General features: G+C 62.8%; 24 protein-coding genes and 1 tRNA gene. 16 read left to right on the plus strand and 9 right to left on the minus strand.

Annotation, left to right across the window (positions count from 1 at the left end; all coding sequences use genetic code 11):
• Window positions 1-23 precede the first annotated feature (23 nt).
• A complete protein-coding gene (locus tag AC0L2M_RS05585) occupies window positions 24-1,688 on the minus strand; it encodes a Na/Pi cotransporter family protein (protein ID WP_023799754.1) in 1,665 nt (554 codons plus the stop codon).
• Window positions 1,689-2,074: 386 nt separating this feature from the next.
• Between AC0L2M_RS05585 and AC0L2M_RS05590 the strand changes: the two genes are divergently transcribed.
• The 7 genes from AC0L2M_RS05590 to AC0L2M_RS05620 all read left to right on the plus strand — a co-directional run bounded on the left by AC0L2M_RS05590 (window position 2,075) and on the right by AC0L2M_RS05620 (window position 9,227).
• Complete coding sequence (locus AC0L2M_RS05590) at window positions 2,075-2,440, plus strand: RcnB family protein (RefSeq protein ID WP_023799752.1); 366 nt, start codon at window positions 2,075-2,077, stop codon at window positions 2,438-2,440.
• Between the two features lie 155 nt (window positions 2,441-2,595).
• Window positions 2,596-4,572 carry a DNA primase gene (dnaG, locus tag AC0L2M_RS05595; RefSeq protein WP_473534290.1) on the plus strand — a complete coding sequence of 659 codons (1,977 nt, stop codon included), beginning with the start codon at window positions 2,596-2,598 and terminating at the stop codon, window positions 4,570-4,572.
• Between the two features lie 384 nt (window positions 4,573-4,956).
• Window positions 4,957-6,978 (plus strand): RNA polymerase sigma factor RpoD, encoded by a 2,022-nt coding sequence (rpoD, locus tag AC0L2M_RS05600; protein WP_023799750.1) that lies wholly within the window; start codon window positions 4,957-4,959, stop codon window positions 6,976-6,978.
• 202 nt (window positions 6,979-7,180) lie between these two features.
• Window positions 7,181-7,474 (plus strand): GYD domain-containing protein, encoded by a 294-nt coding sequence (locus AC0L2M_RS05605; RefSeq protein ID WP_023799749.1) that lies wholly within the window; start codon window positions 7,181-7,183, stop codon window positions 7,472-7,474.
• Window positions 7,475-7,642: 168 nt separating this feature from the next.
• Complete coding sequence (locus AC0L2M_RS05610) at window positions 7,643-8,023, plus strand: thiol-disulfide oxidoreductase DCC family protein (protein ID WP_473534291.1); 381 nt, start codon at window positions 7,643-7,645, stop codon at window positions 8,021-8,023.
• Window positions 8,024-8,158: 135 nt separating this feature from the next.
• Entirely contained in the window at window positions 8,159-8,830 is a 672-nt protein-coding gene (locus AC0L2M_RS05615) for a PadR family transcriptional regulator (protein ID WP_473534292.1), read from the plus strand.
• 106 nt (window positions 8,831-8,936) lie between these two features.
• Window positions 8,937-9,227: an HlyU family transcriptional regulator gene (locus tag AC0L2M_RS05620; protein ID WP_023799746.1), complete on the plus strand. Its 291-nt coding sequence runs from the start codon at window positions 8,937-8,939 to the stop codon at window positions 9,225-9,227.
• A 93-nt stretch (window positions 9,228-9,320) separates the two neighbouring features.
• On the opposite strand, the gene AC0L2M_RS05625 is transcribed toward AC0L2M_RS05620, so the two are convergent.
• Window positions 9,321-9,959, minus strand: coding sequence for an FMN-dependent NADH-azoreductase (locus tag AC0L2M_RS05625; RefSeq protein ID WP_023799745.1), 639 nt, complete (start codon window positions 9,957-9,959; stop codon window positions 9,321-9,323).
• Between the two features lie 108 nt (window positions 9,960-10,067).
• Here AC0L2M_RS05625 and AC0L2M_RS05630 point away from each other — a divergent pair, with 108 nt between their 5' ends.
• Window positions 10,068-11,015: a LysR family transcriptional regulator gene (locus tag AC0L2M_RS05630; protein WP_128170293.1), complete on the plus strand. Its 948-nt coding sequence runs from the start codon at window positions 10,068-10,070 to the stop codon at window positions 11,013-11,015.
• On the opposite strand, the gene AC0L2M_RS05635 is transcribed toward AC0L2M_RS05630, so the two are convergent.
• Window positions 10,957-11,574: a TetR/AcrR family transcriptional regulator gene (locus AC0L2M_RS05635; RefSeq protein WP_287231215.1), complete on the minus strand. Its 618-nt coding sequence runs from the start codon at window positions 11,572-11,574 to the stop codon at window positions 10,957-10,959. The genes AC0L2M_RS05630 and AC0L2M_RS05635 overlap by 59 nt on opposite strands.
• Window positions 11,575-11,641: 67 nt before the next feature.
• Here AC0L2M_RS05635 and AC0L2M_RS05640 point away from each other — a divergent pair, with 67 nt between their 5' ends.
• Complete coding sequence (locus AC0L2M_RS05640) at window positions 11,642-12,064, plus strand: VOC family protein (protein WP_023799742.1); 423 nt, start codon at window positions 11,642-11,644, stop codon at window positions 12,062-12,064.
• A gap of 95 nt (window positions 12,065-12,159) precedes the next feature.
• Window positions 12,160-13,071 (plus strand): arginase family protein, encoded by a 912-nt coding sequence (locus tag AC0L2M_RS05645; protein ID WP_287176508.1) that lies wholly within the window; start codon window positions 12,160-12,162, stop codon window positions 13,069-13,071.
• Between the two features lie 3 nt (window positions 13,072-13,074).
• Here the strand turns inward: AC0L2M_RS05645 and AC0L2M_RS05650 are convergent, their stop codons facing one another.
• On the minus strand, window positions 13,075-14,022 hold the full coding sequence (locus AC0L2M_RS05650) for a S1C family serine protease (RefSeq protein ID WP_473534293.1): 948 nt from the start codon (window positions 14,020-14,022) through the stop codon (window positions 13,075-13,077).
• A gap of 271 nt (window positions 14,023-14,293) precedes the next feature.
• On the opposite strand from AC0L2M_RS05650, the gene AC0L2M_RS05655 reads away from it, so the two are divergent.
• The 3 genes from AC0L2M_RS05655 (at window position 14,294) to AC0L2M_RS05665 (ending at window position 17,033) form a co-directional block, all read left to right on the plus strand.
• A complete protein-coding gene (locus tag AC0L2M_RS05655; protein WP_473534294.1) occupies window positions 14,294-15,166 on the plus strand; it encodes a S1C family serine protease in 873 nt (290 codons plus the stop codon).
• A gap of 8 nt (window positions 15,167-15,174) precedes the next feature.
• Entirely contained in the window at window positions 15,175-15,825 is a 651-nt protein-coding gene (locus AC0L2M_RS05660) for a helix-turn-helix transcriptional regulator (RefSeq protein ID WP_473534295.1), read from the plus strand.
• A gap of 341 nt (window positions 15,826-16,166) precedes the next feature.
• Window positions 16,167-17,033, plus strand: a complete 867-nt coding sequence (locus AC0L2M_RS05665) for an SDR family oxidoreductase (RefSeq protein WP_128175681.1) — start codon at window positions 16,167-16,169, stop codon at window positions 17,031-17,033.
• 289 nt (window positions 17,034-17,322) lie between these two features.
• Here the strand turns inward: AC0L2M_RS05665 and AC0L2M_RS05670 are convergent, their stop codons facing one another.
• Entirely contained in the window at window positions 17,323-19,500 is a 2,178-nt protein-coding gene (locus AC0L2M_RS05670; RefSeq protein WP_473534296.1) for an OmpA family protein, read from the minus strand.
• Window positions 19,501-19,711: 211 nt separating this feature from the next.
• Here AC0L2M_RS05670 and AC0L2M_RS05675 point away from each other — a divergent pair, with 211 nt between their 5' ends.
• Window positions 19,712-20,158 carry a YcgN family cysteine cluster protein gene (locus AC0L2M_RS05675; RefSeq protein ID WP_287195921.1) on the plus strand — a complete coding sequence of 149 codons (447 nt, stop codon included), beginning with the start codon at window positions 19,712-19,714 and terminating at the stop codon, window positions 20,156-20,158.
• Window positions 20,159-20,402: 244 nt separating this feature from the next.
• Complete coding sequence (locus tag AC0L2M_RS05680; RefSeq protein ID WP_473534297.1) at window positions 20,403-20,765, plus strand: hypothetical protein; 363 nt, start codon at window positions 20,403-20,405, stop codon at window positions 20,763-20,765.
• Window positions 20,766-20,954: 189 nt separating this feature from the next.
• Here the strand turns inward: AC0L2M_RS05680 and AC0L2M_RS05685 are convergent, their stop codons facing one another.
• Entirely contained in the window at window positions 20,955-21,665 is a 711-nt protein-coding gene (locus AC0L2M_RS05685) for an SIMPL domain-containing protein (protein ID WP_027151186.1), read from the minus strand.
• Window positions 21,666-21,910: 245 nt separating this feature from the next.
• Between AC0L2M_RS05685 and AC0L2M_RS05690 the strand changes: the two genes are divergently transcribed.
• Window positions 21,911-21,986: transfer RNA gene (locus AC0L2M_RS05690), tRNA-Ile, on the plus strand.
• Window positions 21,987-22,111: 125 nt separating this feature from the next.
• Here AC0L2M_RS05690 and AC0L2M_RS05695 read toward each other — a convergent pair.
• Genes AC0L2M_RS05695 through AC0L2M_RS05705 form a run of 3 tightly spaced genes read right to left on the minus strand, consistent with a single transcriptional unit; the run spans window position 22,112 to window position 23,862 of the window.
• On the minus strand, window positions 22,112-23,296 hold the full coding sequence (locus AC0L2M_RS05695) for a tyrosine-type recombinase/integrase (protein ID WP_473534298.1): 1,185 nt from the start codon (window positions 23,294-23,296) through the stop codon (window positions 22,112-22,114).
• Window positions 23,296-23,547, minus strand: a complete 252-nt coding sequence (locus AC0L2M_RS05700) for a helix-turn-helix domain-containing protein (protein WP_473534299.1) — start codon at window positions 23,545-23,547, stop codon at window positions 23,296-23,298. Before AC0L2M_RS05700 ends, AC0L2M_RS05695 begins: the two co-directional genes overlap by 1 nt.
• Window positions 23,548-23,607: 60 nt before the next feature.
• The gene (locus AC0L2M_RS05705) at window positions 23,608-23,862 is read right to left on the minus strand and encodes a helix-turn-helix transcriptional regulator (RefSeq protein WP_473534300.1); all 255 of its coding nucleotides are present in this window, start codon (window positions 23,860-23,862) and stop codon (window positions 23,608-23,610) included.
• Window positions 23,863-24,202: the final 340 nt, after the last annotated feature.

A 24,202-nucleotide genomic window follows, 5' to 3' on the forward strand; every position in this document is an offset into this window, starting at 1 on the left:
GCAATTCCCGCGCTGGGCCCAATTTATCCGGCCTTCAGCCGCGAGCCGGTGAGCAGGCCGCGTTCCTCGAGCACGGGGTAGGCTATCGAGGCAAGCAGCGAATTGATCTGCTTCAGGTCGCGGATAGTGTCGAGATGGATGGAACTGGTCTCGACGCTCTTGGCGGTGCCGTCGCGCAGCCGCACGAAATGGCTGGCGCTGGTCTCCTTCTCGCGGTCGCGCAGCCGATCCTTTTCCAGCACCAGCTGGCGGGCGGTCTCCGGATCGCGCGAGACCAGCACGTTGAAGGCAAGCCGCGCGTTGGCGAGCACCGAAGCGTGGAAGCCGCTAAGCTCGCGCCAACCCTCGGGCGTGAACTCCAGCCCGCGCTCAAGCTTTTTCCTGACATGCACCAGCATGTTGCGCACGATGATGTCGCCGACCTGTTCGAGCTTGACGCAGGCGCCGATCAACTCCTGGCAGCGTAGCGCCTCGTCCTCGCTCAGCGGGTTCCTGGTGACCTTGGCCAGATAGAGCTTTATCGACGCATGTTTCTTGTCGACGCGGTCGTCGAGCGCGGCCAGCGCCTTGATCTTGTCGGCGTCGGCGCTTTCATAGAGCTCGATGATGCGCTTCAGCATGATCTCGACCGTCTCGCAGACCCGCACCACCTCACGGGTGGCGTTGGCCAGCGCCTGGCTCGGCACATCAAGGGCGCTGTCGTTGAGCGCGGACAACTCGACGACGTCGAGGGCTTCTGCCGGCGCCGGTTTGGTGCCGAGCGCCACGATCTTTTCCGAAACGCGGTAGACAAGGCCGGCCAGCGGCAGGCCGGCAACCAGGATCAGGATGTTGAAGAGGATGTGGGCGTTGACGATCTGGTCGGGCACGGTGGCGCCGAGAAAGGCGACCGGCGGCTTCAACCACAGGAACAGGATAAGCATGGCCAGCGAGCCCATGCCGCGCATCAGGAGATTGCCGATCGGTACGACACGCACGCCCGGCTCCGCATTGCGGGTGAGCAGCGGCGCGATGATCGACGAACCCAGATTGACGCCGAGCACCAGCACGATGCCGAGTTCGGGCGGGATGAAGCCGCGGCCGGCGAGCGTCACCATCAAAAGGACCGCGGCGATCGAGGAATGGAACAGCCAGGTGACCAGCGCCGCCAGCAGATAGGCGGTGACCGGGTCGCCGGAGAAGTAATCGACGACGACCGGCATCAGCGTGCTCTGGCGCAGCGGCTCCGAGGCCTGGCCGATCATTTCCAGCGACAACACCAGCAGGCCGATGCCGACCAGGATGCGGCCGAACTGGCGCCAGTCGCGCCGCTCGGTGGCCATGAACATGACGGTGCCGGCGACAAGACAGACCGGCACCAGCAGCGACAGGTCGAAGGTGAGCAGCTTGACCACCAGCGCCGAGCCGATCTCGGCGCCGCGCACGGCAAGCTGGCCCGATATACCGCTGACGATGCCGGCGCCGGCGAAGGACCCGACCAGCAAGGTGACGGCAGTGGAGCTTTGCAGGGCGATCGCCAGGCCGCAGCCGGCCAGAACCGCCATGAAAGGATTGCGCATGGTGGCGCGCAGCTTGTGGCGCAGCACATCGCCATAGGCGCGCTCGACACCTGTCTTCACCAAGCGGGTGGCAAACAGCATCAGCGCCACCGCGCCGGCAAGATGCAGCAAAACGACCGAACCGCTCATGTCAGGCTCGCATTCCGACAGCCACCAGCAATATGGGAGCCGTGATGGCAAAGGCGCAAAAGAGGGGGCGAATCAAGGACATTGCAAAGGTCGATACTACTCCGATTACTTTTAGCCGGATAATAAATTTTGCCCAATTCGGCCGGCTGTTGCGCGACAGGGCGTGTCGGAAATGGATGGATCGCAAAATGGTTGCATCGCCGGCCGGCTTCTTGATGGTCGCGCGCTCAAGTGCCGACGACCGCTTCAGATCAGGTTTGAGCCGAGTGTTGAGTTAGATGTTATAAATACATGAAATCATTACAAAAACGTAATCCGCGTGTTCAGTTTCGGTTCATTCTTCGGGCTCTATTGCTTGGGCATCGACAACCAAGGAGTACCCCGTCATGAAACGCATCATTCTTTCCGCAGTCGCCGTATCGATGCTGGCTGCGACGTCCCTGCAGGGTCAGGCAGCGCCGCTGAACGCGCCGAATGCACCGCAGTCGACCTACAGCCAGGTCGACTGGAAGAAGCCGGACAGGCACGTCAAGACGCGCGTCGTGGTGAAGAAGAAAGTCGTCGTCAAGAGGAACCATTGGCGCAACGGCCAGAGATATTCGAGTTGGAGGCGCCACCAGCCGGTCCGCGACTATCGCCACTATGGCCTGCGTCGTCCGGGCCGTGGCCAGGAATGGATCCGCGTCGGCAACGACTATCTCTTGGTCAGCGTCGTCTCCGGCATCATCTTCGGCGCGATTGCCGCGCACTGACCGTCAAAAACGTCGACCGGCACAATGCCGGATAGGAAGGAAGGCGGCTTGCAACGGCCGCCTTCTTTTTGCCCTGTGAAAACCGGGTATGGTTCGCATTAGGAGTCGTCGGGTTTCGCCGGCGTGATTATATGGAGGCAAACGAGCCGTTCCCGATGCGCTTTCCACCTGCCTTCCTCGACGAGATACGCGACCGCGTGCCGATTTCCTCGGTGATCGGCCAGCGCGTGGCGTGGGACAGGAAGAAGACCAATGCGCCACGCGGCGATTATTGGGCGTGCTGTCCCTTCCATGGCGAGAAGAGCCCGTCCTTCCACTGCGAGGACAAGAAGGGACGCTATCATTGCTTCGGCTGCTCGGTTTCGGGCGACCACTTCAAATTCCTCACCGAACTTGACGGAATGAGCTTTCCCGAAGCGGTCGAGAAGATCGCCGACATGGCCGGGGTGCCGATGCCGGTGCGCGATGCCCAGGAGGAACGGCGCGAAAAGGAACGCGCCAGCCTGACCGAAGTCATGGAAATGGCGACCGTCTTCTTCCAGGAGCGGCTGCAGGGGCCGGAAGGCGCAAAAGCCCGCGCCTATCTGCGCGACCGCGGGCTGACGCCGGCGACGCAGCAATCGTTCCGGCTCGGCTATGCACCCGATAGCCGCAATGCGCTGAAGGAGCATCTTGCCGCCAAGGGCGTGCCCAAGGCCGATATCGAGGCATGCGGGCTGGTGCGCCATGGCGACGACGTTCCGGTTTCCTACGATTGGTTCCGCGACCGCATCATGTTCCCGATCCCGGACTCCAGAGGCAAGATAATCGCCTTTGGCGGGCGGGCGCTGGCAGCCGATGCGCTCGCCAAATACATGAATTCGCCCGACACCGAGCTCTTCCACAAGGGCAACGTGCTCTATAATTTCGCCCGAGCGCGCCAAGCGCTGGGAAAGTGGGCGCTGGCCAAGGGCGGCACGGTGATTGCCGTCGAGGGCTATATGGACGTGATCGCGCTGGCGCAGGCCGGTTTCGAAAATGTCGTGGCGCCGCTCGGCACCGCGCTGACCGAAAACCAGCTTGAACTGCTGTGGCGGATGGCCGGCGAGCCGGTGCTGTGCTTCGATGGCGACCAGGCCGGACTGAAGGCGGCATGGCGCGCCGCCGACATGGCGCTGCCGGCGGTCCAGGCAGGCCGCTCGGTGCGTTTTGCGCTTCTGCCCGAAGGCAAGGATCCCGACGATCTGGTCAAGGCCGAAGGGCCGGACGCGTTTGGCGCCGTGCTTTCCGAGGCGCGGCCGCTGGCCGACCTTTTGTGGATGCGCGAAACGGCCGGCGGCATCTTCGACACGCCGGAACGACGGGCGGAACTGGAAAAAACGCTGCGCGAACTGACCAGCCGCATCCGCGACGAGAGCTTGCGCTATCACTACCAACAGGAAATGCGCGAGCGAGTGCTAAGCTTTTTCGGCGCCCAGCGCGGCGCGCGCCAAACCTATCAAGGGGGGCGCCAAGATGGGCGGTCCGGCGGGCGCTTTCAGGGCAAGGGCTCAGCTGCTGGCGGGCAGTTCGCACGCGGCGGCAATGCCGGTGGACGCACCGCGATCACCGAAAGCCTTGGCCGCTCGGCGCTGGTCAAGCGCGGCAGCGAGGGGATGTCGGTGCGCGAGGCGACGATCATCGCAGCTCTTGTCAATCATCCGGCGCTGATCGACGAGAATTTCGCGCATGTCGAGTTCCTCGACCTCGCCAACACCGATCTGAAGCGATTGCACGCGGCGATCCTCGATGCGATGGCGCATGACATGGCCAACGACCGCAACGCGGTGATCGCGACGATCGAACGTGCCGGCTGCGGCGAGATCTGGGCGCGCGTGGTGGCGCTGATCAAACGGGCGCGGCAATGGCCGGCGCTGGAAACAGCCGGACTTGACGATGCCCGCGACGCCTTCAGCCAGGCGCTCCACTTGCAGCGTAGCGCGCGCACATTACATAAGGAGCTGAAACAGGCAGAAGCGGCGCTCGCCAGCGATCCCACGGACGAAAATTACCGGCATCTCGTCGACATCCAGGCGCAATTTCGTGATGTGCAGGCAACGGAGGCGCTGATCGAAGGGTTCGGCGTGTCTTCGGGCAGGGCCGGGCGGGTGTAGGTCGAAGCTTACGAAAGAGTGAAAGTGCAGACCGTGCTTGTGCGCCGAATCAGCCGCGGCGCTTTAAGTCGGGTAATTGATTCGCTTTTTTCATGCGAATCATGCGAGAGGCGCTTGACCTTCTGGCAGAATGACGGAATCAGGACGATTCGAAACGTTAACCCGCGCCGGCGTCGACGGAAATGCAGCGATGTGAGGTACCGGTCACTGGACAGGCAGTCAGCCTGCCACAGATACCAGGGTTAATCTGGACTTAACGAGAGATGCAGTTACTGGCCCGGGGAAACGCGTTCTAGCGCGAGCGCATCTGATAAACCGGTACGGCAGCTTACGCGGCTTGATACTTATGCGGCTAGATACCTGGCCGCTTGGAGAAAATAAAGAATGGCGACAAAAGAAAAGGAAGAGGTCGAGACCGAACGCGAAGGCGCCACCGATGGCCCTCTGCTCGACCTTTCCGACGATGCTGTCAAGAAGATGATCAAGGCCGCCAAGAAGCGCGGCTATGTCACCATGGACGAACTGAATTCGGTGCTGCCCTCGGAGGAAGTCACCTCCGAGCAGATCGAGGACACGATGGCCATGCTCTCCGACATGGGCATCAACGTGGTCGAGGACGACGAGCAGGGCGAGGAGCCCGAAGCCGCCGACGCGGCTGCCGACGCCGAGGAAGACGCCAACGAACTGGCCGAGCAGACCGGTACCGCCGTTGCTGCGACGACCACCAAGAAAGAGCCGACCGATCGCACCGACGATCCGGTTCGCATGTATCTGCGCGAGATGGGCTCGGTCGAGCTTCTGTCGCGCGAGGGCGAAATCGCGATTGCCAAGCGCATCGAGGCTGGCCGCGAGACGATGATCGCGGGCCTGTGCGAAAGCCCGCTGACCTTCCAGGCCATCATCATCTGGCGTGACGAGCTCAACGAATCGAAGATCCTCTTGCGCGAGATCATCGACCTCGAAGCGACCTATGCCGGACCGGAGGCCAAGCAGGCGCCGGTGGTCGAGCGGATCGAGGAAGCCAAGACCGACGACAAGCCGCGCCGTTCGCGCGAGGACGAGGACGACATCACCAATGTCGGCGGCGACACGCGCGGTCTGACTGATGACGACGAGGAAGACGAGGACGAAGCCAGCCTGTCGCTGGCGGCGATGGAAGCGGAGCTGCGCCCGCAGGTGATGGAGACGCTCGACGTCATCGCCGACACCTACAAGAAGTTGCGCAAGCTGCAGGACCAGCAGGTCGAGAACCGGCTGGCTGCCGCCGGCACGCTGTCGCCCAGCCAGGACCGCCGGCTGAAGGAGCTGAAGGACCAGCTGATCAAGGCGGTGAAGTCGCTATCCCTGAACACGGCGCGCATCGAGGCATTGGTCGAGCAGCTCTACGACATCAACAAGCGCCTGGTGCAGAACGAAGGCAAGCTGTTGCGGCTGGCCGAAAGCTATGGCGTGCGCCGCGAGGAATTCCTGAAGGAGTATCAGGGCTCGGAACTCGATCCCAACTGGACGCGCTCGATCGGCAATCTGACCTCGCGCGGCTGGAAGGAATTCACCAAGAACGAGAAGGACGCGATCCGCGACCTGCGCGCCGAGATCCAGAACCTCGCCACCGAAACGGCGATCTCGATCCTGGAATTCCGCAGGATCGTCAACCAGGTGCAGAAGGGCGAGCGCGAAGCCGCGATCGCCAAGAAGGAAATGGTCGAGGCCAATCTGCGCCTCGTCATTTCCATCGCCAAGAAATACACCAATCGCGGCCTGCAGTTCCTCGATCTGATCCAGGAAGGCAATATCGGCCTGATGAAGGCGGTCGACAAATTTGAATATCGCCGCGGCTACAAGTTCTCGACCTATGCGACGTGGTGGATCCGGCAAGCGATCACCCGCTCGATCGCCGACCAGGCGCGCACCATCCGCATTCCGGTGCATATGATCGAGACGATCAACAAGATCGTGCGCACCTCGCGCCAGATGCTGCACGAGATCGGCCGCGAGCCGACGCCGGAGGAACTGGCGGAAAAGCTCGCTATGCCGCTGGAAAAAGTGCGCAAGGTGCTGAAGATCGCCAAGGAACCGATCTCGCTCGAAACGCCGGTCGGCGACGAGGAGGATTCGCATCTCGGCGATTTCATCGAGGACAAGATGGCGATCCTGCCGATCGACGCGGCGATCCAGGCCAATCTGCGCGAGACGACGACGCGGGTGCTTGCTTCGCTCACCCCGCGTGAAGAGCGCGTGCTCAGAATGCGCTTCGGCATCGGCATGAACACCGACCACACGCTGGAGGAAGTCGGCCAGCAGTTCTCGGTCACCCGTGAGCGCATCCGCCAGATCGAAGCCAAGGCGCTGCGCAAGCTCAAGCACCCGAGCCGCTCGCGCAAGCTGCGGAGCTTCCTCGACAGCTGATGCCGGGCAACGAATAACAATTTAAAGGGCGCTGCGGCGCCCTTTTTCGTTCAGGGATTGTCTCGCTGGACGGTGCGGTTGTTGTTGCAGCATACCGGCTGTGGGAGGATAATCGGGTGTCGGATGCATTTTCTGGGCGACAAACCCGGATGCCCGCCCCGGCGGTGACGCCGCGCTCCGAGGCCTCCGGAGGGAGGTGTGCATGACAACCTATATCGTGCTGATCAACTGGACCGAGCAGGGCGCCAGAAATGTGCGCGAGTCGCCGAAGCGGCTCGATGCCGCCAAGAAGCTGCTGGGAGACATGGGCGGCTCGTTCAAGGCTTTTTATCTCACCATGGGCGAATGCGACATGGTGGCGGTCGTCGAAGCGCCCGACGATGCGGTGCTCGCTCGTTTCTCGCTGATGCTGGCGACAGGCGGTAATGTGAGGACGCGGACGCTCAAGGCTTTCCCGGAATTGGCCTATCGCGAAATCATCGCCTCGCTCGGCTGAGGCGTGCGCGGCTATAGACCCGCGCAAGCTACCGGTCAGGCGCCGCTTGACGGCGCCCGGCCAATCTGGCTCGAAGGTGGCTGGCCGAAGTGGCTTGCCCGAAATGTTGCGGGGCGAAGGTGTTTCCCGGATAGTCAGCGCAGCACTTCAACGCGCGTGTCGAGACCTATGCCCAACCCTCTGCTGACCATCTGGTACAATACCCGTTGTCCGGTTTGCGATGCCGGCATCGTCAGGCAGAAGCGGCGGCTGGTCGAGGCGATCAAGGCCGGGCGGATCGCGTTTCGCGACATCAATGCCGAACCGGCGGCGCTGGCCGGATACGGCGTGTCGCTGGAGGACATCCGCCGCCGGCTGCACGCAACCGATGCGGACGGCAGGCTGCTGGTCGGCGCCGACGTCGCAATTGCCGTCTGGCTGAGAACGCCGGGCGAGGGCTGGCTGGCAGCGCTGTTCGGCAACCGCGCCGCGCTGCCATTGACGCGCTATGCCTATGATCGCTTCGCCGATCTTCTCTATGCCTGGAACCGGCGCAAGGGCCGCTGGTAACCGGTATTAGCCAAGCTCTGTGACGAAATCAATCTGGTGGCACCGTTCTCAGATACATCGTAAGATATATCTTGACTCAACGGCCTCACCCGCATAACTGAGATATATCGTAAGACATAACTCAAGGAGCAGGCAATGCACGGACATCATCATTTCGGCGAGCATGCCGAGCGCGTTTTCATGCATATGGCCGGCAAGTTCGGCGGTCGTGGCGGCGGCTTCGGCCCATTCGGCCATGGCATGAGGGGCGGCGGGCGCGGCGGGCCGGGCGACATGTTCCGCGCCGGGCGTATGCTGGCCGACGGCGATCTCAAGCTGATCACGCTGTCGCTGCTGGCCGAGACGCCGCGCCATGGCTATGACATCATCAAGGCGCTGGAGGAACGCACCAGCGGCGTCTACAGCCCGAGCCCCGGCGTGGTCTATCCGACGCTGACCTTCCTGGAAGAGGCCGGCTATGCCGTCTCGTCGGCGGAAGGCAACAAGAAGGTGTTTTCGATTACCGAGGCAGGGCAGGCGCATCTCAATGACAATCGCGAGATGATCGACCATGTGCTCGATCATCTCGAGCGTTTCGGCCGCAAAATGGCAAAGGCGCGTGACTGGTTCGGCTGGAACGACGATGGCGAGGATAGCGGACGTCGCGGCCGCGGCGGTTCGGAAAAGCGCGACGAATTCCGCGCCGTGCGCCACCGGCTACGCGCAGCCCTCGGCGACATTGTCGACGCGCCCGCTGAAAAACAGGCCGAGGCGATCGCGATATTGAAAGGGGCGGCCGAAGCCCTCGAAGCGCTGTCGCGCGACTGACTTCCAGGCCGGATGCGGGCCTTGCCCGTTTGCCTAAGGACCGCTAGTGAAATCATCCTGCACCACGCTATGTGATACAGGATGATTGCCGTTGGAGGGCGCGCTCATGTCTTTTCTGAAACGTCTTTTCGGCGGCGGCGGCGACGCGGGAGAGCCAAAGAGTGCTGCACCGGCAAAGCAGATCGAGCACAAGGGATTTTTGATCAGCGCCACGCCGTACAAGGCGGAAGGCCAATACCAGACCTGCGGCGTGGTTTCCAAGGAGATCGACGGCGTGATGAAGGAGCACAAATTCATCCGCGCCGATCGTTTTGCCGGGCTCGACGACGCTGTCGACATCTCGATCAAAAAGGGCATTCAGCTGGTCGACGAACAGGGCGAGAAGATGTTCGGGTGAGACCCGATCGGTCTCCGGCGCATCTTGAAACGAACAAGGCAAGCGCCCTGTCAGGCGCCTGCCTTTGATTTCAAGTTGCCGACGGCTGGCGGCCTACGCCGCCGCAGCCTGTTTGCTTACGGTCGATGTCACCAAGGCATCCACCTTGGCTGATGCCTTGGCCAGAGCGGCAGTGACCGCATCCGGCCCCATGCCGACGCCTTCGATGCGGATGACTTCGACGTCGGTCATGCCGATGAAGCCAAGCACGCTGCGCAGGTAAGGGATGGCGTGGTCCATCTGCACGGCAGCGCCTTCCGAATAGATGCCGCCCGAGGCGAGGACGATGTAGACCTTCTTGCCGGTGACGAGGCCCTTCGGGCCATTCTCGCCATAAGAGAAAGTCTTGCCGGTGCGGGAGACGTGGTCGACCCAGGATTTCAGCGTCGACGAGATGCCGAAATTGATGAATCCGGTGGCCAGGATGATGGTGTCGGCCGCAAACAGTTCATCGAGCACGCCGTCGGAAACGCCGACGACCTCGGCCTGGCGCTGGGTGCGGGCCTCGGCGGGCGTATAGATGCCGGTCGAATAGTCCGGATCGATGTGCGGCAGCGGGTTTGCCACGAGATCGCGTGCGACCAGCTTGGCCGAAGGATCGGCGGCGAGCAGCTTTTCCGCAAGTTCAGTGGCGATGCGGGTCGAATGCGAGGCATTGCCGCGCGGACTGGATGTGACGAGAAGGATGGACATGGCGGGTCTCCAGGGTTGGCTGAACTGTCCCGACCTATATGGGCGAGCTGACCCATTTGAAAAACCGGTATATTTTATGTATGTTCCATCCAAATAGTGGATAGAACGATGCAGCCAAACCCGACGCTCGATCAGCTTCAGATCCTTGTCACCGTCGCCGACACCGGCAGCTTCTCCGCCGCCGGCCGCAAGCTCAACCGAGCGCAGTCGGTCATCAGCTACGCCATCGCCAATCTCGAGGCGCAGCTTGGGCTGAAACTGTTCGAGCGCGAGGGCACGCGCGAGCCGCATCTGACCGATGTCGGCCGGGCGACGCTGGAAGATGCGCGGCGCATGGTCGGCGTATTGCAGCGCATCCGCTCTCGCGTCGACAGCCACAAGCAGGGCCTGGAGGCTGAAGTCGCGCTGTCGGTCGATGCGACGCTGCCTTCCACCGTGCTGGTGCGCGTGTTGAAGGCGTTCGAGGCGCAATTTCCAACCGTGATGCTGCGCCTGCATATCGGCACGCTCGGGCTGATCCCCGATCATGTCGTCAATGGACATGCCGATCTCGGTATTGGCGGCCTGCTGGGCGAGGTCGACGCGCATCTTGTGCGCATTGGCTTCATGTCGATGGTGCCGGCGGCCGCGCCAAGCCATCCGCTGGCGCTGCTTCCCAAGCCGGTGCCGCTGGAGGAAGTGCGCGAACACATCCAACTTGTCGTCAGCGACCAGTCCGAGCGCACCAAAGGGCGCGACTACGGCGTCTATGCCTACCGCACCTGGCGACTTACGGATATGCGAACCAAGCATGCGCTGATGCGCGAAGGGTTGGGCTGGGGCGGACTGCCGCGATGGTTGATTGCTGACGATGTGGCCAACGGCCGGCTGGTGGAACTCGATCTGGAGCCGTATCGCGAAGTCCGCGCGCCGCTTTATGCCATGCACCGCGCCGACCGCAGCCCGAAGCCGGCTGCGGCCTGGCTGATCGACCAGTTCAAGCGCCAGCTTGGCTGTTTCAACGAGTTCGAGCCGAACCAGGGGCCTGGGGCGACAGACCATCAATCAGCGCCATGAGAACGGCACGGTAGTCCTCGGTCGAAGCGCCTGCTTCGATGGCGAGCGCCGCGCGGTCGAAGGCGGCGGCAAGCAGCGCGGTCAGCGCTTCCACCGGCAATCTCATCATGGACTGCGAGCGCATCGCGGCAACCAGGCCTTCGCGCAACGAGCGGTTGCCGTGGCGGTTGTCGATCTCGTCCATGGCGGCGCGGCCGAGCACGGCCGGCCCGTCGAGCAGCAGCAGCCGGGTGCGGCCGGGTGCGCGCATGGCGGCAAGATAGGCATCCGAGCCGGCGATCAGTGCGTCGCGGGCAAACAGCGAGGGCGGCGAGGCGCGCTCGATCTCTTCCGCCACAGCCGCCGCCTCCTGCTCGACCACTGCGGCGAACAGCGCCTGCTTGTCGGCAAAGTGATGATAGAGCGCGCCGCGCGTGACGCCGGCCGCAGCCACGATCTCGGGCGTGCCGGTCTCCGCATAGGATTTCTCGGTGAACAGTTTTCGCGCCGCGGCGATCAGGTCGGCGCGCGTCGCTTCGGTGCGATCGCGGTTGGAGCGGCGCGCGGTTCTTTGTTGCATACATTCAGCCTGTATGTTAATGCGTATTTGCATGCAGACTGTATGTTATTTGACGGGAGAAGGAAAGATGAAGACGACAAGCTATTACCCGGTGCTGATGACCGGCGACGTTGCCGGCACGAAGGCCTTCTATGTCGCGCACTTCGGCTTCAAGCCGCTGTTCGAGAGCGACTGGTACGTGCATCTGCAATCAACCGAGGATCGCCGCGTCAATCTCGGCATCGTCCAGGGCGATCATGAAACCATTCCTGAGGAAGGGCGCGGCCGGACCTCCGGCCTGCTGATCAATTTCGAGGTCAAGAACCCAGATGCTATCTATGAGCGGGTCATCGCCGCCGGCCTGCCGATCCTGCGAACGCTCCGCGACGAAGCCTTCGGCCAGCGTCATTTCATCACCAAAGACCCCAATGGCGTGCTGATCGACGTGATCAAGCCGATCCCGCCGAGCGCCGAGTTTCTGGAGCAGTTTGTCGAAGGCGCGGCGGGCTGAGCGAGACAGGAATTGTCTGTAGGCTGAAGCCTTCAGCCGCGTGGCCGGTCATGTCTTTGCGGTCTATGCTGAGCTCATCAGCCTGGGCCCATTCCATGCGTGAAATCTGCCTTGTCCGCGCACCCTCCAACCTTGGCCTGCGTCCGCTGAGGCCAGGTCATATTCCGGGCACGTGGCGTGCGCCGCAGGCGTTGACCGAAGCCGGCCTGATCGAGACGCTTTCGCCCCTCAAAGTGGTTGATCTTGATCGGCCCGCCTATAACACGGAGCCGCAGCCGGGCACCCGGCTGCGCAACGGCAATGCGATACGCAGCTTCAATCTCGGACTCGCCGAAGTGGTTGCCGGCGCGCTGAGACGAGGCGAGTTCCCGCTGGTCGTCGGCGGCGACTGCGCGGTCCTGCTTGGCGCGCTGGCTGGTGCACGGCGATCCGGTCCGCTGGCACTGGTCCATGTCGATGGCCATAGCGATTTCCGCCATCCGGGCAACTACGACGTCGATGCTTCGCTCGGCTCGGCCGCCGGCATGGACCTTGCGCTCGCCACCGGACGTGGTGAGCCGTTGCTGACCGACTGGCCTGAGATCGCGAGCCCACTTGTTGCGGACGAACAGGTGGTTCAGATCGGCGAACGCGAGAACCGCAACCCCGACTTCGCCTGGCCCGACATCACTTCGACCGCGATGACGCTGATCGATGTCTTTGCCGCGCGGGAGCTCGGCGCGGCAGAGGTCCTGGAAAAGACCTTGACCACGCTGGCGCGAACCGGCTGGCCCTATTGGGTGCATTTCGATGTCGATGCGCTCGATCAGACGGTGATGCCTGCGGTGGATTCACCAGGCAGCCCCGGTATCGATCCCGACGATCTCATCGCCGTCCTCGCGGCGCTGGTGGCGGATCCGCGCTGTACCGGAATGGACATGACCATTTTCGATCCGGACCTCGATCCGACCGGCGAGTTGGCAGTGCTGCTGGTTTCGCTGCTTGGCCAACTGTTTGCGCCGCGATAGTTATTACGTCCGCGCCACCGCCATCAGCGTGACCTGAGAAATGCCGGAGCGGCGCACCACTGTGCACAGCGTTTCGCGGCCGATGCGCTCGGCGTCGAGCATGCGCACCAGATCGTCGACGCCGGTGACCGGGCGGCCGTCGATGGCGGCGATGATGTCGCCCTCTTTCAGGCCGGCTCTGGCGGCCGGGCTGTTCGCCTCGACACTGCGCAAGCGCACCGCCGTGCTGCTCGACACTTGCGACAAAAGGGCGGCGCGACGCGGCAGGTTTGTCGTATCGGCGGAGACACCGATGAAGGCGCGGCGGACGCGGCCGAAGCGGATGATCTCGGAAATGACGAAATTGGCGGTGTTGGAGGCAACCGCGAAGGCGATGCCTTGCGCGCCATGGATCATGGCTGTGTTGACGCCGATAACCTCGCCCGCCGACGACACCAGCGGTCCGCCGGAATTGCCGGGGTTGAGCGCTGCGTCGGTCTGGATGACATCGTCGATCAGCCGGCCGGTGGAGGCACGCATCGAGCGGCCGAGCGCCGAGACGACACCTGATGTGACGGTCCATTCGAAGCCGAGCGGGTTGCCGATGGCAATGGCGATCTGGCCGCGCCGCAGGCGCTTGGAATCGCCGAGCGGCGCAATATCGGCAAAGCTGCCGTCGGCACGCACCAGCGCGATGTCGGTGTCGGGGTCGCGGCCGAGAACACGGCCTTCTCTGGAGACGCCGTCCGGCATCGTAACACGGACGCTGCGGGCATCGCCAACGACGTGGAAATTGGTGACGACCAGCCCATCCGGTGTGATGACGAAGCCGGAGCCCAGGCCGCCGGCACCACCGATGCGCTCGATGCGGCAGACGGCGGGACCGATGCGGTCCACGGCATCAGCGACCGTTGCCGAATAATCGTCGAGCAGCGCATCGTCGAACTGCAATTGCTGGGCGGGGAGGGACATGGCAGGGCTCCGTGTCTTTAGAGCAAGATGAAGGATGCCTATATGTGCGGAGCGGCCGGATCGGCCGCGACCTGACCAGATGGCCAGTCCAACGCCCAACTAGCCGTCAGGCGAGTACCCGCCAACGCGCTGCCGAGCGATATCTGGGGTAGAGCGACGAGCGTCCATTGGACGCTCAAAGTGCGCTCTAAGACTTTGAGTTCTCGCACCGTGTTTTCCGAAAATCGATGCCGATTTTCGGGCCGAGGCGAAAAAGACCCAGGAGACCGACATGAGCGACTTCAATCTGAGCGCATTTTCTGACGCCATAGCCGATATCGCCGCCGCAGCGGCGCCGGCGACGGCGAGCTTCGCTACGCATCAGCATCGCACCGCGACCGCCTTCCATTGGCGCGACGGCTATTTTGTCGCTGCCGAGGAGGCGGTTGAGGCCGGCGAGGAGATCGAGCTGACGCTTTCTTCGGGCGACAAGGTGAAGGCTGAGCTGGTCGGCCGCGATCCATCCACCGGGACCGCCCTTCTGAAGCCGACCGGCGCACCGGACGTGCCGCCGCTGGCCGAGGCAGGCACGGCGCGGCCGGGCCATCTGGCCATTGCCGTCGCCAATAGCGACGGTGCGTCGCTCGCTGCATTCGGAACGGTTGGTGAGGTCGGTCCGGCCTGGCGCTCTATGCGCGGCGGCACGATCGACCGGCGCATCAATCTGGCCGTCAATGCCGGTGGCCGTTTCGAGGGCGGCCCGGTGCTCGACGCCAAGGGCGCACTGATCGGCATGCTGCTGTTCGGGCCGCGCCGGCGGGCGCTGGTCATGCCTTACGAGACGATCGAACGGGCGGTGGCGACGCTGCGCGAGAAGGGCCATGTCGCGCGCGGCTATCTCGGCGCCGGCCTGCACCCGATCCGCAACGGCGACACGCATGGCGCGATGGTGATGAGCCTCGACGACAATGGCCCGGCGAAGGCGGCCGGCCTGCATCTTGGCGACATCATCGCGTCGTGGAACGGCGAGGCCGTGCACGGCCCGCGCGAGCTGATCCGCAGGCTCGGGCCGGACAGCGCCGGCGCGTCGGTGACGCTCGGCGTGGTGCGCGGCGGCGAACGGCGCGACGTCGTGCTGACCATCGGCGAAAAGCCGCTAAACTGAGAAGATCAATGGCAAGTCACAGGATCACGGGGCGGCGGCTGACGGTGCTGATCGCGCTCGATGACGTCGTGCGCGCCGAGCACCTGTCCACCGCTCTTGCCGCGACCGGCGATCTGCTGCCGATTGTGGCCGGTAGCAGCAATAGCGCCGACAGAGCGGATGTCGCGATCGTCGATGGCGTTTACCTGGAAAGAGGCGGCGTGGAAGGCGGGCCCAGCGATCCCGCGATACCTCGGGTGCTCCTGTCGCAACGAGCGAGCCGGCAGCGGCCGGCCGATACCGTGTTTGCCGTGCTGCCGCCGGCAGTGGACGATCTGCTGATCGCTGCCGCCGCGCGACTGGCGGCGGCTGGCTATCGGATCTCGGGCGAGGGCCGCCCCTTGTCCGATCGACATGACGATTTCGCCTTCCATGACGACGATCTCTACGACGAGGAGCCGGTCGGCGACAGCGCCGGCCGGCCGGTGCTGTCGCCGCGCGAGAGCGAAGTGCTGGCGCTTTTGGCCGAGGGCGCGCCCAACAAGGTGATCGCGCGGCGCCTGAACATTTCCGTGCATACGGCGAAGTTCCACGTCGCGGCGATCCTGATCAAGCTAGGTGCGGCCAACCGCACCGACGCCATCGCCATCGCCATGCGGCAAGGCCTGGTGCTGGTTTAGTGAATGACGTCCCAAGGCAGGATGTGGGGCGACCATGTCAAAGTTTGCGCTGCCCTCATGCGCCTGCCGGCACCTTCTCCCCGTATAGTGACGGGGAGAAGGGAGCTGAACGCAGCCACGGCTCCATTCTTGCGACGTTGCCAGTTGGCGAAAGCTGTGATGAAGGCGTCCTTCTCCCCGTCTCTATACGGGGAGAAGTGCCCGGCAGGGCGATGAGGGGCAGCGCGACGCCGCGGAAATCCTCCGCAGCGTCACCATCTCTCGATGCTCCCCGCTCTTGTATCCGGCGACGGCACGGGGCAAGGATCGCGACCAACCGATTTGCAACGGAGGCGCAAGACATGTCGCTCAAGGGAAAGACGCTGTTCATCTCCGGCGGGTCGCGCGGCATCGGGCTGGCGATCGCGCTGCGCGCCGCGCGCGACGGCGCCAATGTGACCATCGCGGCCAAGACCGCCGAGCCCCACCCGAAGCTGCCGGGCACGATCTATACGGCGGCTGAGGAGATCGAGCAGGCCGGCGGCAAGGCATTGCCGATGCTGTGCGACATACGCGAGGAGGGGCAGGTGGCCGAGGCGGTCGCCAGAACCGTCGAAAAATTCGGCGGCATCGACATCTGCATCAACAATGCCAGCGCCATCCAACTCACCGGCACGCTGGAAACCGACATGAAGCGCTACGACCTGATGCACCAGATCAACACACGCGGCACGTTCCTGGTTTCCAAAATGTGCATTCCGCACCTGAAGTTGGCCGACAATCCTCACATCTTGAATCTGGCGCCGCCACTCGACATGAAGGCCAAATGGTTCAAGAACCATGTCGCCTATACGATGGCCAAATTCGGCATGTCGATGTGCACGCTGGGCATGAGCGCGGAGTTCGCCAGGGACGGCATCGCCGTCAATTCGCTGTGGCCGATCTCGACGATCGATACGGCAGCGGTGCGCAATCTTCTGGGCGGGGCGACAGTGGCGGCGATGAGCCGTTCGCCCGATATCATGGCCGATGCCGCGCATGCGATCCTGCTCAGGCCGTCGCGCGAAGCGACCGGCAATTTCTACATCGACGAGGAGGTGCTGGGCGCCGAGGGCGTCAGCGATTTTTCGATCTATGCGCCTGACGCGACAGGTCCGCTTGCCGGCGATTTCTTCGTGCCGGACGAGGTGTTTGCGAATTCGAAAACCAACGTGAAAAATATCTACTGACTGGCACCGGATAGCCCTCGTTTCCCAACCGAAGCAGGAAACAAAAACCCCGCCGGCGAGGGGGTACCGGCGGGGCTCATGTGTCCCGCTGGAGTCGGGACAGGGCAGGGAAGCCCTAGCCAGAATCTGGGGTGGACGACCTCGCGATTCAATGCCTGGTTAAATCGCGACTTACATTCTCCTTCAACCTCGGCTGATTGCCGGAAATTGCCCAACCCGGAGAAACCGGGGTGGGCTATGTCTTCCCGCATAGATTCCAGAAACCAGTTCAGGTTTCTGAAACTGCGAGTCAATTCGCGCTGGCGACCGGCGCAACCAGCGAGGTGATGCGGCGGATGGCGACGCGACGGTTCTCGCGCTCCGGCTCAGACGTATCGACCTTGAGATACTCCTCGCCATAGCCCTGTGTCGTCAGGTTCTCCGGCGGGATGCTAAAGGCATTGCTCAGGGCTTCGGCGACCGCCTCGGCGCGACGGTCGGACAGAGCGAGGTTCGCCTCCGGCTTGCCGACGGCATCGGTATGGCCCTCGATCAGGAAGGTTTCCGCCGGGTTCTTCTCCAGCAGCTTCTCCATGGCGGTGGCGACGCCTTCCAGTTTCTGCACCTCGGTTTCGGGGATCGAGGCTGAACCGAATTCGAAGTTCAGCGTGTCGAGGTCGATGCGGCGGGCGATGTCGCGAACGCGGGCCGAGCGCTTGACCTCATCGATCGAGTAGAGGCGCTGCACCCTCTCCACCGGCGGCTGTTCAAGGAAGGCATAGTAGTCTTCCGGATCCTCGACCTCCTCGGAATCCAGAATGTACTCCTCGCGCGGAATGTCGATCCGAATCGGCGGCAGGTCGTCGCCCGGATCGCGCCAGTCGCCATAGTCCTCATAGTGTCGCTCGTCGACATAGCTCAGCACATATTCGCGCCCATCGGGCGCGATGCGTGAACGCTGGACGACGTCGCCGTAACGGTTGCGGATGGTGACGATCTGGATACCATTGTCACGCTCGACGATTTCCCGGGTGCGATTGCTCGACAACTCCTCATAGTAGACGTTCCGCGCGCCACGCCGCATGCGCGGCGCATCGTCGCTTTCCACGATCGTCTGGTTGTTGAACTGGAGGATGACGCGGTCGCCGAGTTCCCTGACGACGTCGACCCCGCGCGGGCGTTCACGACGGCGGCGAATGTTTTCCTCGTCGGGCGCACGCTCAACGCGTCTGCCCTTTTCCTCCGTCGCCCGAACCATCCTCTCAAGCTTGATCGCCTGCTGGGCCGCCCTGTCGTCGGTGGGCGGCGGTCCCTGGTCGACCGGAGCCGGCCTCGGGGCTTCCGCCTGTTCGCCGTTCTGCTGAGTGGGCTGACCAGCGGCGTCCTGACCAGCGGCGTCCTGGCCGCCGGTTTCTTGCGCGTTGTCCCTGCCGCCCCTGCGCTTGCGCTCCTTCTGGCTGTCGAACACTGGAGCCTCGCCTTGTGCCGGACCTTCGCCTTCGGCGGGCGCGGCCTGTTCGCGCTCGGCGGGCTGCTCGCCGGTTGAAGGCTGCTCGCCTGTCACCGGCTGTTCGTCGACAGGCTTCTTGCCGCGTTCCCTGGCCTGATCCCGGGGCTTGTCGCCCTCAGCGGGAGCCGTTTGCTGGTCGGTCGGAAGCGGCTCCGCCTGCTCGCCGGCTTCCTTGCTGGCTGGCTGTTCGGCTGGTGCTGCTTCGATCTGCTGATCCTGCTCCCGCTTCTTCCTGCGCGGCGTGACCTGCTCGTTGTCATTTGCAGGCGCGGCGTTTTCGCGAGGCGCAGCCTGCTCGGCTTCCTGCTGCTGTTGCCGGTCGCGCTTCTTTCTGCGCGGTTCTGGCTGTTCGTCGCTGGCAGGCGCCGCCTGCTCGGCGGGCTTTTCGGCAGGTGCTGCTTCCTCCTGCTGTTGCCGCTTCTTCCTGCGCGGCTCGGGCTGTTCGTCGCTGGCAGGTGCGGCCTGCTCAGCGGGCCGTTCGGCCGGTGCGGCTTCCTCCTGCTGTTGCCGGTCACGCTTCTTCCTGCGCGGCTCGGGCTGTTCGTCGCTGGCAGGTGCGGCCTGCTCGGCGGGCCGTTCGGCCGGTGCGGCTTCCTCCTGCTGTTGCCGGTCACGCTTCTTTCTGCGCGGCTCGGGCTGTTCGTCGCTCGCAGGTGCGGCCCGCTCGGCGGGTGCGGCTTCCTCTTGCTGTTGCTGCTCGCGCTTCTTCCTGCGCTGACCGCCCTGCTGCTCCTCGCCGGAAGGCGCGGCCTGTTCCTCGCGCTTCTTGCGAGGCTTCTGCTCCGGTTCCGCCTGCGGTGCGCAGCCTTCCGCCGACTCGCCTTCGGGGCAATTCGATTGCACGGGGATCAACGGCGTGGCGGTACTCTGCGGTGGGTCGAACGCGGCGCTGCCCTGCAACGGGAATGCGCCCAACGGCGCGGACGCCATCAGCAGGCCAAGTGCCGTGCCTGCCAGAATCCGTGGTTGGCGTTTCATTAAAAATCCTCCTTTGGCGTCCCATCCCGGCCCAAACTGTTCATCAACCGGATTGGTTCCGGTTAGCGGGCATTAACGGCTACGAAGGGCAATTGGCCGGCGTTTTGAAGGCGACTTCGTGTTATTCCTATGGTGCCGGCCTATGGTGCTGGCCGGGTCTGCGGCTGTTGCGGTGCTTGACCTTCACCCGGCCAGGGGCCACATCCCATCGATGGAAACGCCGTTCTGGAAAATCAAGACGCTCGAGGCGATGACCCCGGCCGAGTGGGAATCGCTTTGCGACGGCTGCGGCAAATGCTGCCTGTCGAAACTCGAGGACGAAGACACTGGCGCGATTTACTGGACGAGCGTCGGCTGCCGGCTGTTCGACGCCGAAACTTGTCGCTGTTCCGATTATGCCAACCGGTTGGCGCGCGTCCCGGACTGCGTCGGTCTGACGCCGCAGAATGTGCGCACCATCAGTTGGCTGCCCAAAACCTGCGCCTACCGGCTGGTCGCCGAGGGCCACGATCTCTACTGGTGGCACAGGCTGGTGTCAGGCAGTGCCGAGACGGTGCATGAGGCCGGCATCTCAATGCGGGGCCGGGTCAGCGCCAGCGAGACCGATCTTGCCGAGCCCGACGACTATTTCGAGCACATGCTGGACGACGAGCCGTAGCGACGGGCCTTCAGGACCCGGAACCGGCTGCCCGACAGCGCGTTTTCCACCCATGGTTCAGAACCGGCCGGATTGTTCAGAACCGGAAAGCCGAGAAGACTGCCCAATTGCTTGTGCTACATGAACCGGAAATGAACGGCCGGTTCCTAAAAAGTTCAGATACGTAAGCGTATTCTTCTCGCCATCGGTAAGACACATTGGTTCGATCAAAGGCGGGCGGAAGCCCTGAACAAGGAGAGAAGACATGTTCAACACGATCAAGACTGCGGCCCTTTCGGCGCTTATCGGCCTCGGCACGCTTGCCGCCATCCCCGCCACAGCCCATGCAGACAGCATCTATCTCGGCTTCGGCGACAACGACGAACCGCGCGTCGGCGTCTATTCCGGCGATGACGATGGTTACTACCGCGAACGCCGCCGCGAACGCGACTGGCGCCGGTCCTGCTCGCCAAACCGTGCCCTCGGCAAGGCAGAGCGCATGGGTCTGCGCCGTGCCCGTATCATCGACGTTGGCCGCCGCACAGTGAAAGTAGCGGGCCGCCAGTATGGCGACCGCGTCGTGGTCGTGTTCGCCAATGAGCGCGGCTGCCCGGTCCTCTACCGGTAAGCGTTCGGCACGTTGCCTACCGGCAACGGCCAGCTTGGTAGTATGACCTTCTGCGAAGGTCAGTCCGGAGTAGTAGAGCCCCCTGAGATAGAAGGGTGCGGCTCGAACAAACCCCGGAGGACCAGTCCTCCGGGGTTTTTTTAATGCAGCAAAATCGATGTTGCCGGTTACCCGCGCTTCAGCGGGCGGTCACTTCAACTCGAAAGTGACTGTGACCTGCACGGTGTAGGAATTCTCGCCGGCCTGCACCGGAACCGATTCGCGGGCCGCGTCAAAGGCCTTGGCGGTCATCGGTATCGGCGGCGGCGCGACGTTCTGGTCGGTGATTTCCAGCACCCGCCCGATGCTGACGCCGGCGGCTTCGGCCAGCGTCCTGGCCTTGGCCATGGCGTCGGCGACCGCCTTCTTGCGGGCTTCGGTGACAGTTGCCGTTGGATCCTCGTTGGAGAACGAGATGCCGCCGCCCTGGTTGACGCCGAGCGATACCGCCTTGTCGAGAATTTCGCCTGTCTTGTCGATGTCGCGGATGCGCACCGAAAGCGTGTTGGTCACCTGGTAGGCGATGAGTTCGGCTTCCTGGCTGCCGTCCGGCTTGTTGGTATAATTGTAGCGCGGGCTGATCTGGATACCGGCTGTCTGCAGGTCGCGCTCCTTGATGCCGGCCGACTTCATTGCGGCGATCACCGAGGCCATGGCGTCGTTGTTGGCATCGAGCGCGGCACGCGCGGTCTTGGCCTCGCGCATGACGCTGAGCGTCAGCAGCGCCAGATCGGGGGCCGCGGTCGCTTCGCCTTCGCCAGTGACGACGATGCGGGGCGGCGGCGGCGAATCGGCCGCGCCGGCCATCGCCGGAAAAGCGATTGCGGCGGCGAGCGCCAAGGGCAAAAGATGTCTGGTCATAAAAATCTCCTCGGTCTGCGATCCAGTCGCGCTTGTCGACTACCGCATCGGCATAAAAATCGGAATCGATTTTCGGGAAGCTCGATGCGTAGATTCAAAGCGTTAGGGCGTATTTTGTATTTTGCGCGTCTAAGTGGACGCACCTCGCTCTAATGTCTGAATATGGGCTGATTTGGACGATTTCGGCCAGCCCATCCGGAAAGCCTTGTGCGGTTCGGGGAAAAACATTAATCCAGCCGCGTGTGGGGCCTGTAGCTCAATGGTTAGAGCCGGCGGCTCATAACCGCTTGGTTGGGGGTTCGAGTCCCTCCGGGCCCACCATGACCATTGTCTTTATTACAAAAAATCGGCTTTTGCCCACGCTTTGCCCACGCTTTGCCCACGGCGCGCACGGCGAGGAAGAAAGCGACGAAAGCCGCTGTCATAAATCGCTTCGAAGTTCTGGCTCACCGCACGACCCGCAAAGCCGCCCGCCGCTTCATCTGATCGCGCTTTTCCTCACGCTGGTTGATCGCCATCGCAATGTCGACTGCAATTCTTTTTTTGTTGGCCTCGCGCACGTAATCGTCCGTCACCGTCATGGAAGAATGTCCCATCGCTTCCATTATAGCGCGTGCCTGGATGTTGCATTCGGCGAGGTAGGTGCCGAACGTGCGGCGCAGGCCATGAAGCGTATAGCCGTCAGGAATGTCAGCCTGCCGGGCCCAATGCTGCATCATGCCTGTCAGGCTCTTCTCTGAAAACGGGTTGCCATAGCCGTTCTTCAAGACGGTTCCACCCTTCGAGCGGTCAAGTGGGTCTAGCGCTGCCGCCAGCTTGTCCACCACGGGAATGAACATCTCCCTCCCGCCATGGCGGTTACGATTCTTCTTCTGTCGGAAGGCAAACGCCTCGATCAATGCCAAGGAACCATCGAACAGTTCGATCTCTTCAGTCACCAGATCATCCCATTCAAGGTCAGCGATGTCCCCTCGTCGGTTGCCGAGCCAGAAACCCAGCGCATAGCAGGTCCGAGCGGCTGTACCGATCGGATGTCTCTCTTCATACTTTTCTCGGATCGCAATTGGCCAAGCCGGGTTCTTGGTCGATTTTGGTATGCGCACGCGGATCGACAACGATGGATCATCCTGCGGCTTTATCCATTTCTCGACTTCGATAGCCACCCAGAGCAGCTTTTTGACGGCTACCAGCATGTGTTTGGCGACGGTGCGGTTTGTCTTAAAGATACCTTCGATGATCGTGCGAAGCCTGTCGGCATCCATGTACTCAACCGGCACATCGCGCCATGTCAGCACATGTTCGGGGTCGACAGGCATATTCAGGAAGCGCTCTATCAAGTTGCTGTTCTTGGCTTGGGTAGCCGGATCGAAGTCAGCCCACTCCATCGTGGTTTCAAGTCGCCGTGCTGCGTGCCCGAACGAACGCGGCAGGACACGTCCCGGCATGTCAATGATTTCCGACTTGCCTATGCAACCTTCTACGGCACGTTGGTAGCAGGCTCCAAACGCTTCGTCGCCCGGCTGTCCGGGCAAGGCGATCTGCCGAGCATGGCGATTTGCACGAAAGCGCCAGTACTCCTTGCCGTTGACGACGCGGGAAGAAGCCCCAGGGTAGTCAGGATGTTTAGCCATCAAACGCTCTTTCGAGGCTTCTGCTGGAGTTGCCCACCACCATTCACCTTCTCATGAATCGGATCATGCGAAACGGCCTTGCTTTCCATGGCAACGCGCAGGAGCACCGGGTAAGGGAACCCTCTGCCTTGCTCGATGCCTTCAAAGGTGCGCTTCGGTATTCCCAGCTCCTTGGCCGCGGCTTCAGCAGTGAGCCCTTCCTTGGCCCGCCAGGCTTTGACTTCTTGCGCCAGTTTCTCATTCTCGTTCATGTCATGCCTTTCGCAGGCAATCTCCATACTACGCCTGCGGCATATACGCAACGAGCGTATTTATTTTCTTCTTTCTCTGTCCCGTTTGCTTCTTTCCAGTAGTTCTTGAAGACCGCTACCTTTATCCGGCAACGAGGTGAAAGCTATGTCGAGGGCCACACGATCCCAAACAGCGCGGCTGTTGATGCGCTTGGGCTTTGGCATGCGCCCATCGGCAACCATTTCATCAAAAAGCGTTGTTCCGACACCGGTGTAGCGAGCTGCTTCCTCACGAGTTAGACCTCGTGGGGGATATGAGATTGCATCACTCTTCATGGGCGCTGTCTCGCCTCTGAGGTGCCTGGCGTATTGGTGTAGAAGCACAAAGCCGCATCCTCCTTGCCGTTCCTAGCGAGTGGTCGTGCCGACTTAGAAAGAAAGGGCCTTAAGCGGAAGCGGTCTGACTAAGTTCGTTCGGCGTAAACTGGCGGCAACGTGTGAACGGGTGGATCACGGCAGGAGAGCTATCGGCGGACGGCTCCGCAATGCATTACTCGCCCCGCCTTCGCCGCCTCCTTTAGCGTGGAAACTTGAGCCGTTATCGAGGGGGCGAACACCGCCGCCACAGCATTGTTATGGGCCGAAATCAATATGCCTCCATATTGAAGACCTCTCG

The organism is Mesorhizobium sp. WSM4806 (assembly GCF_055811635.1).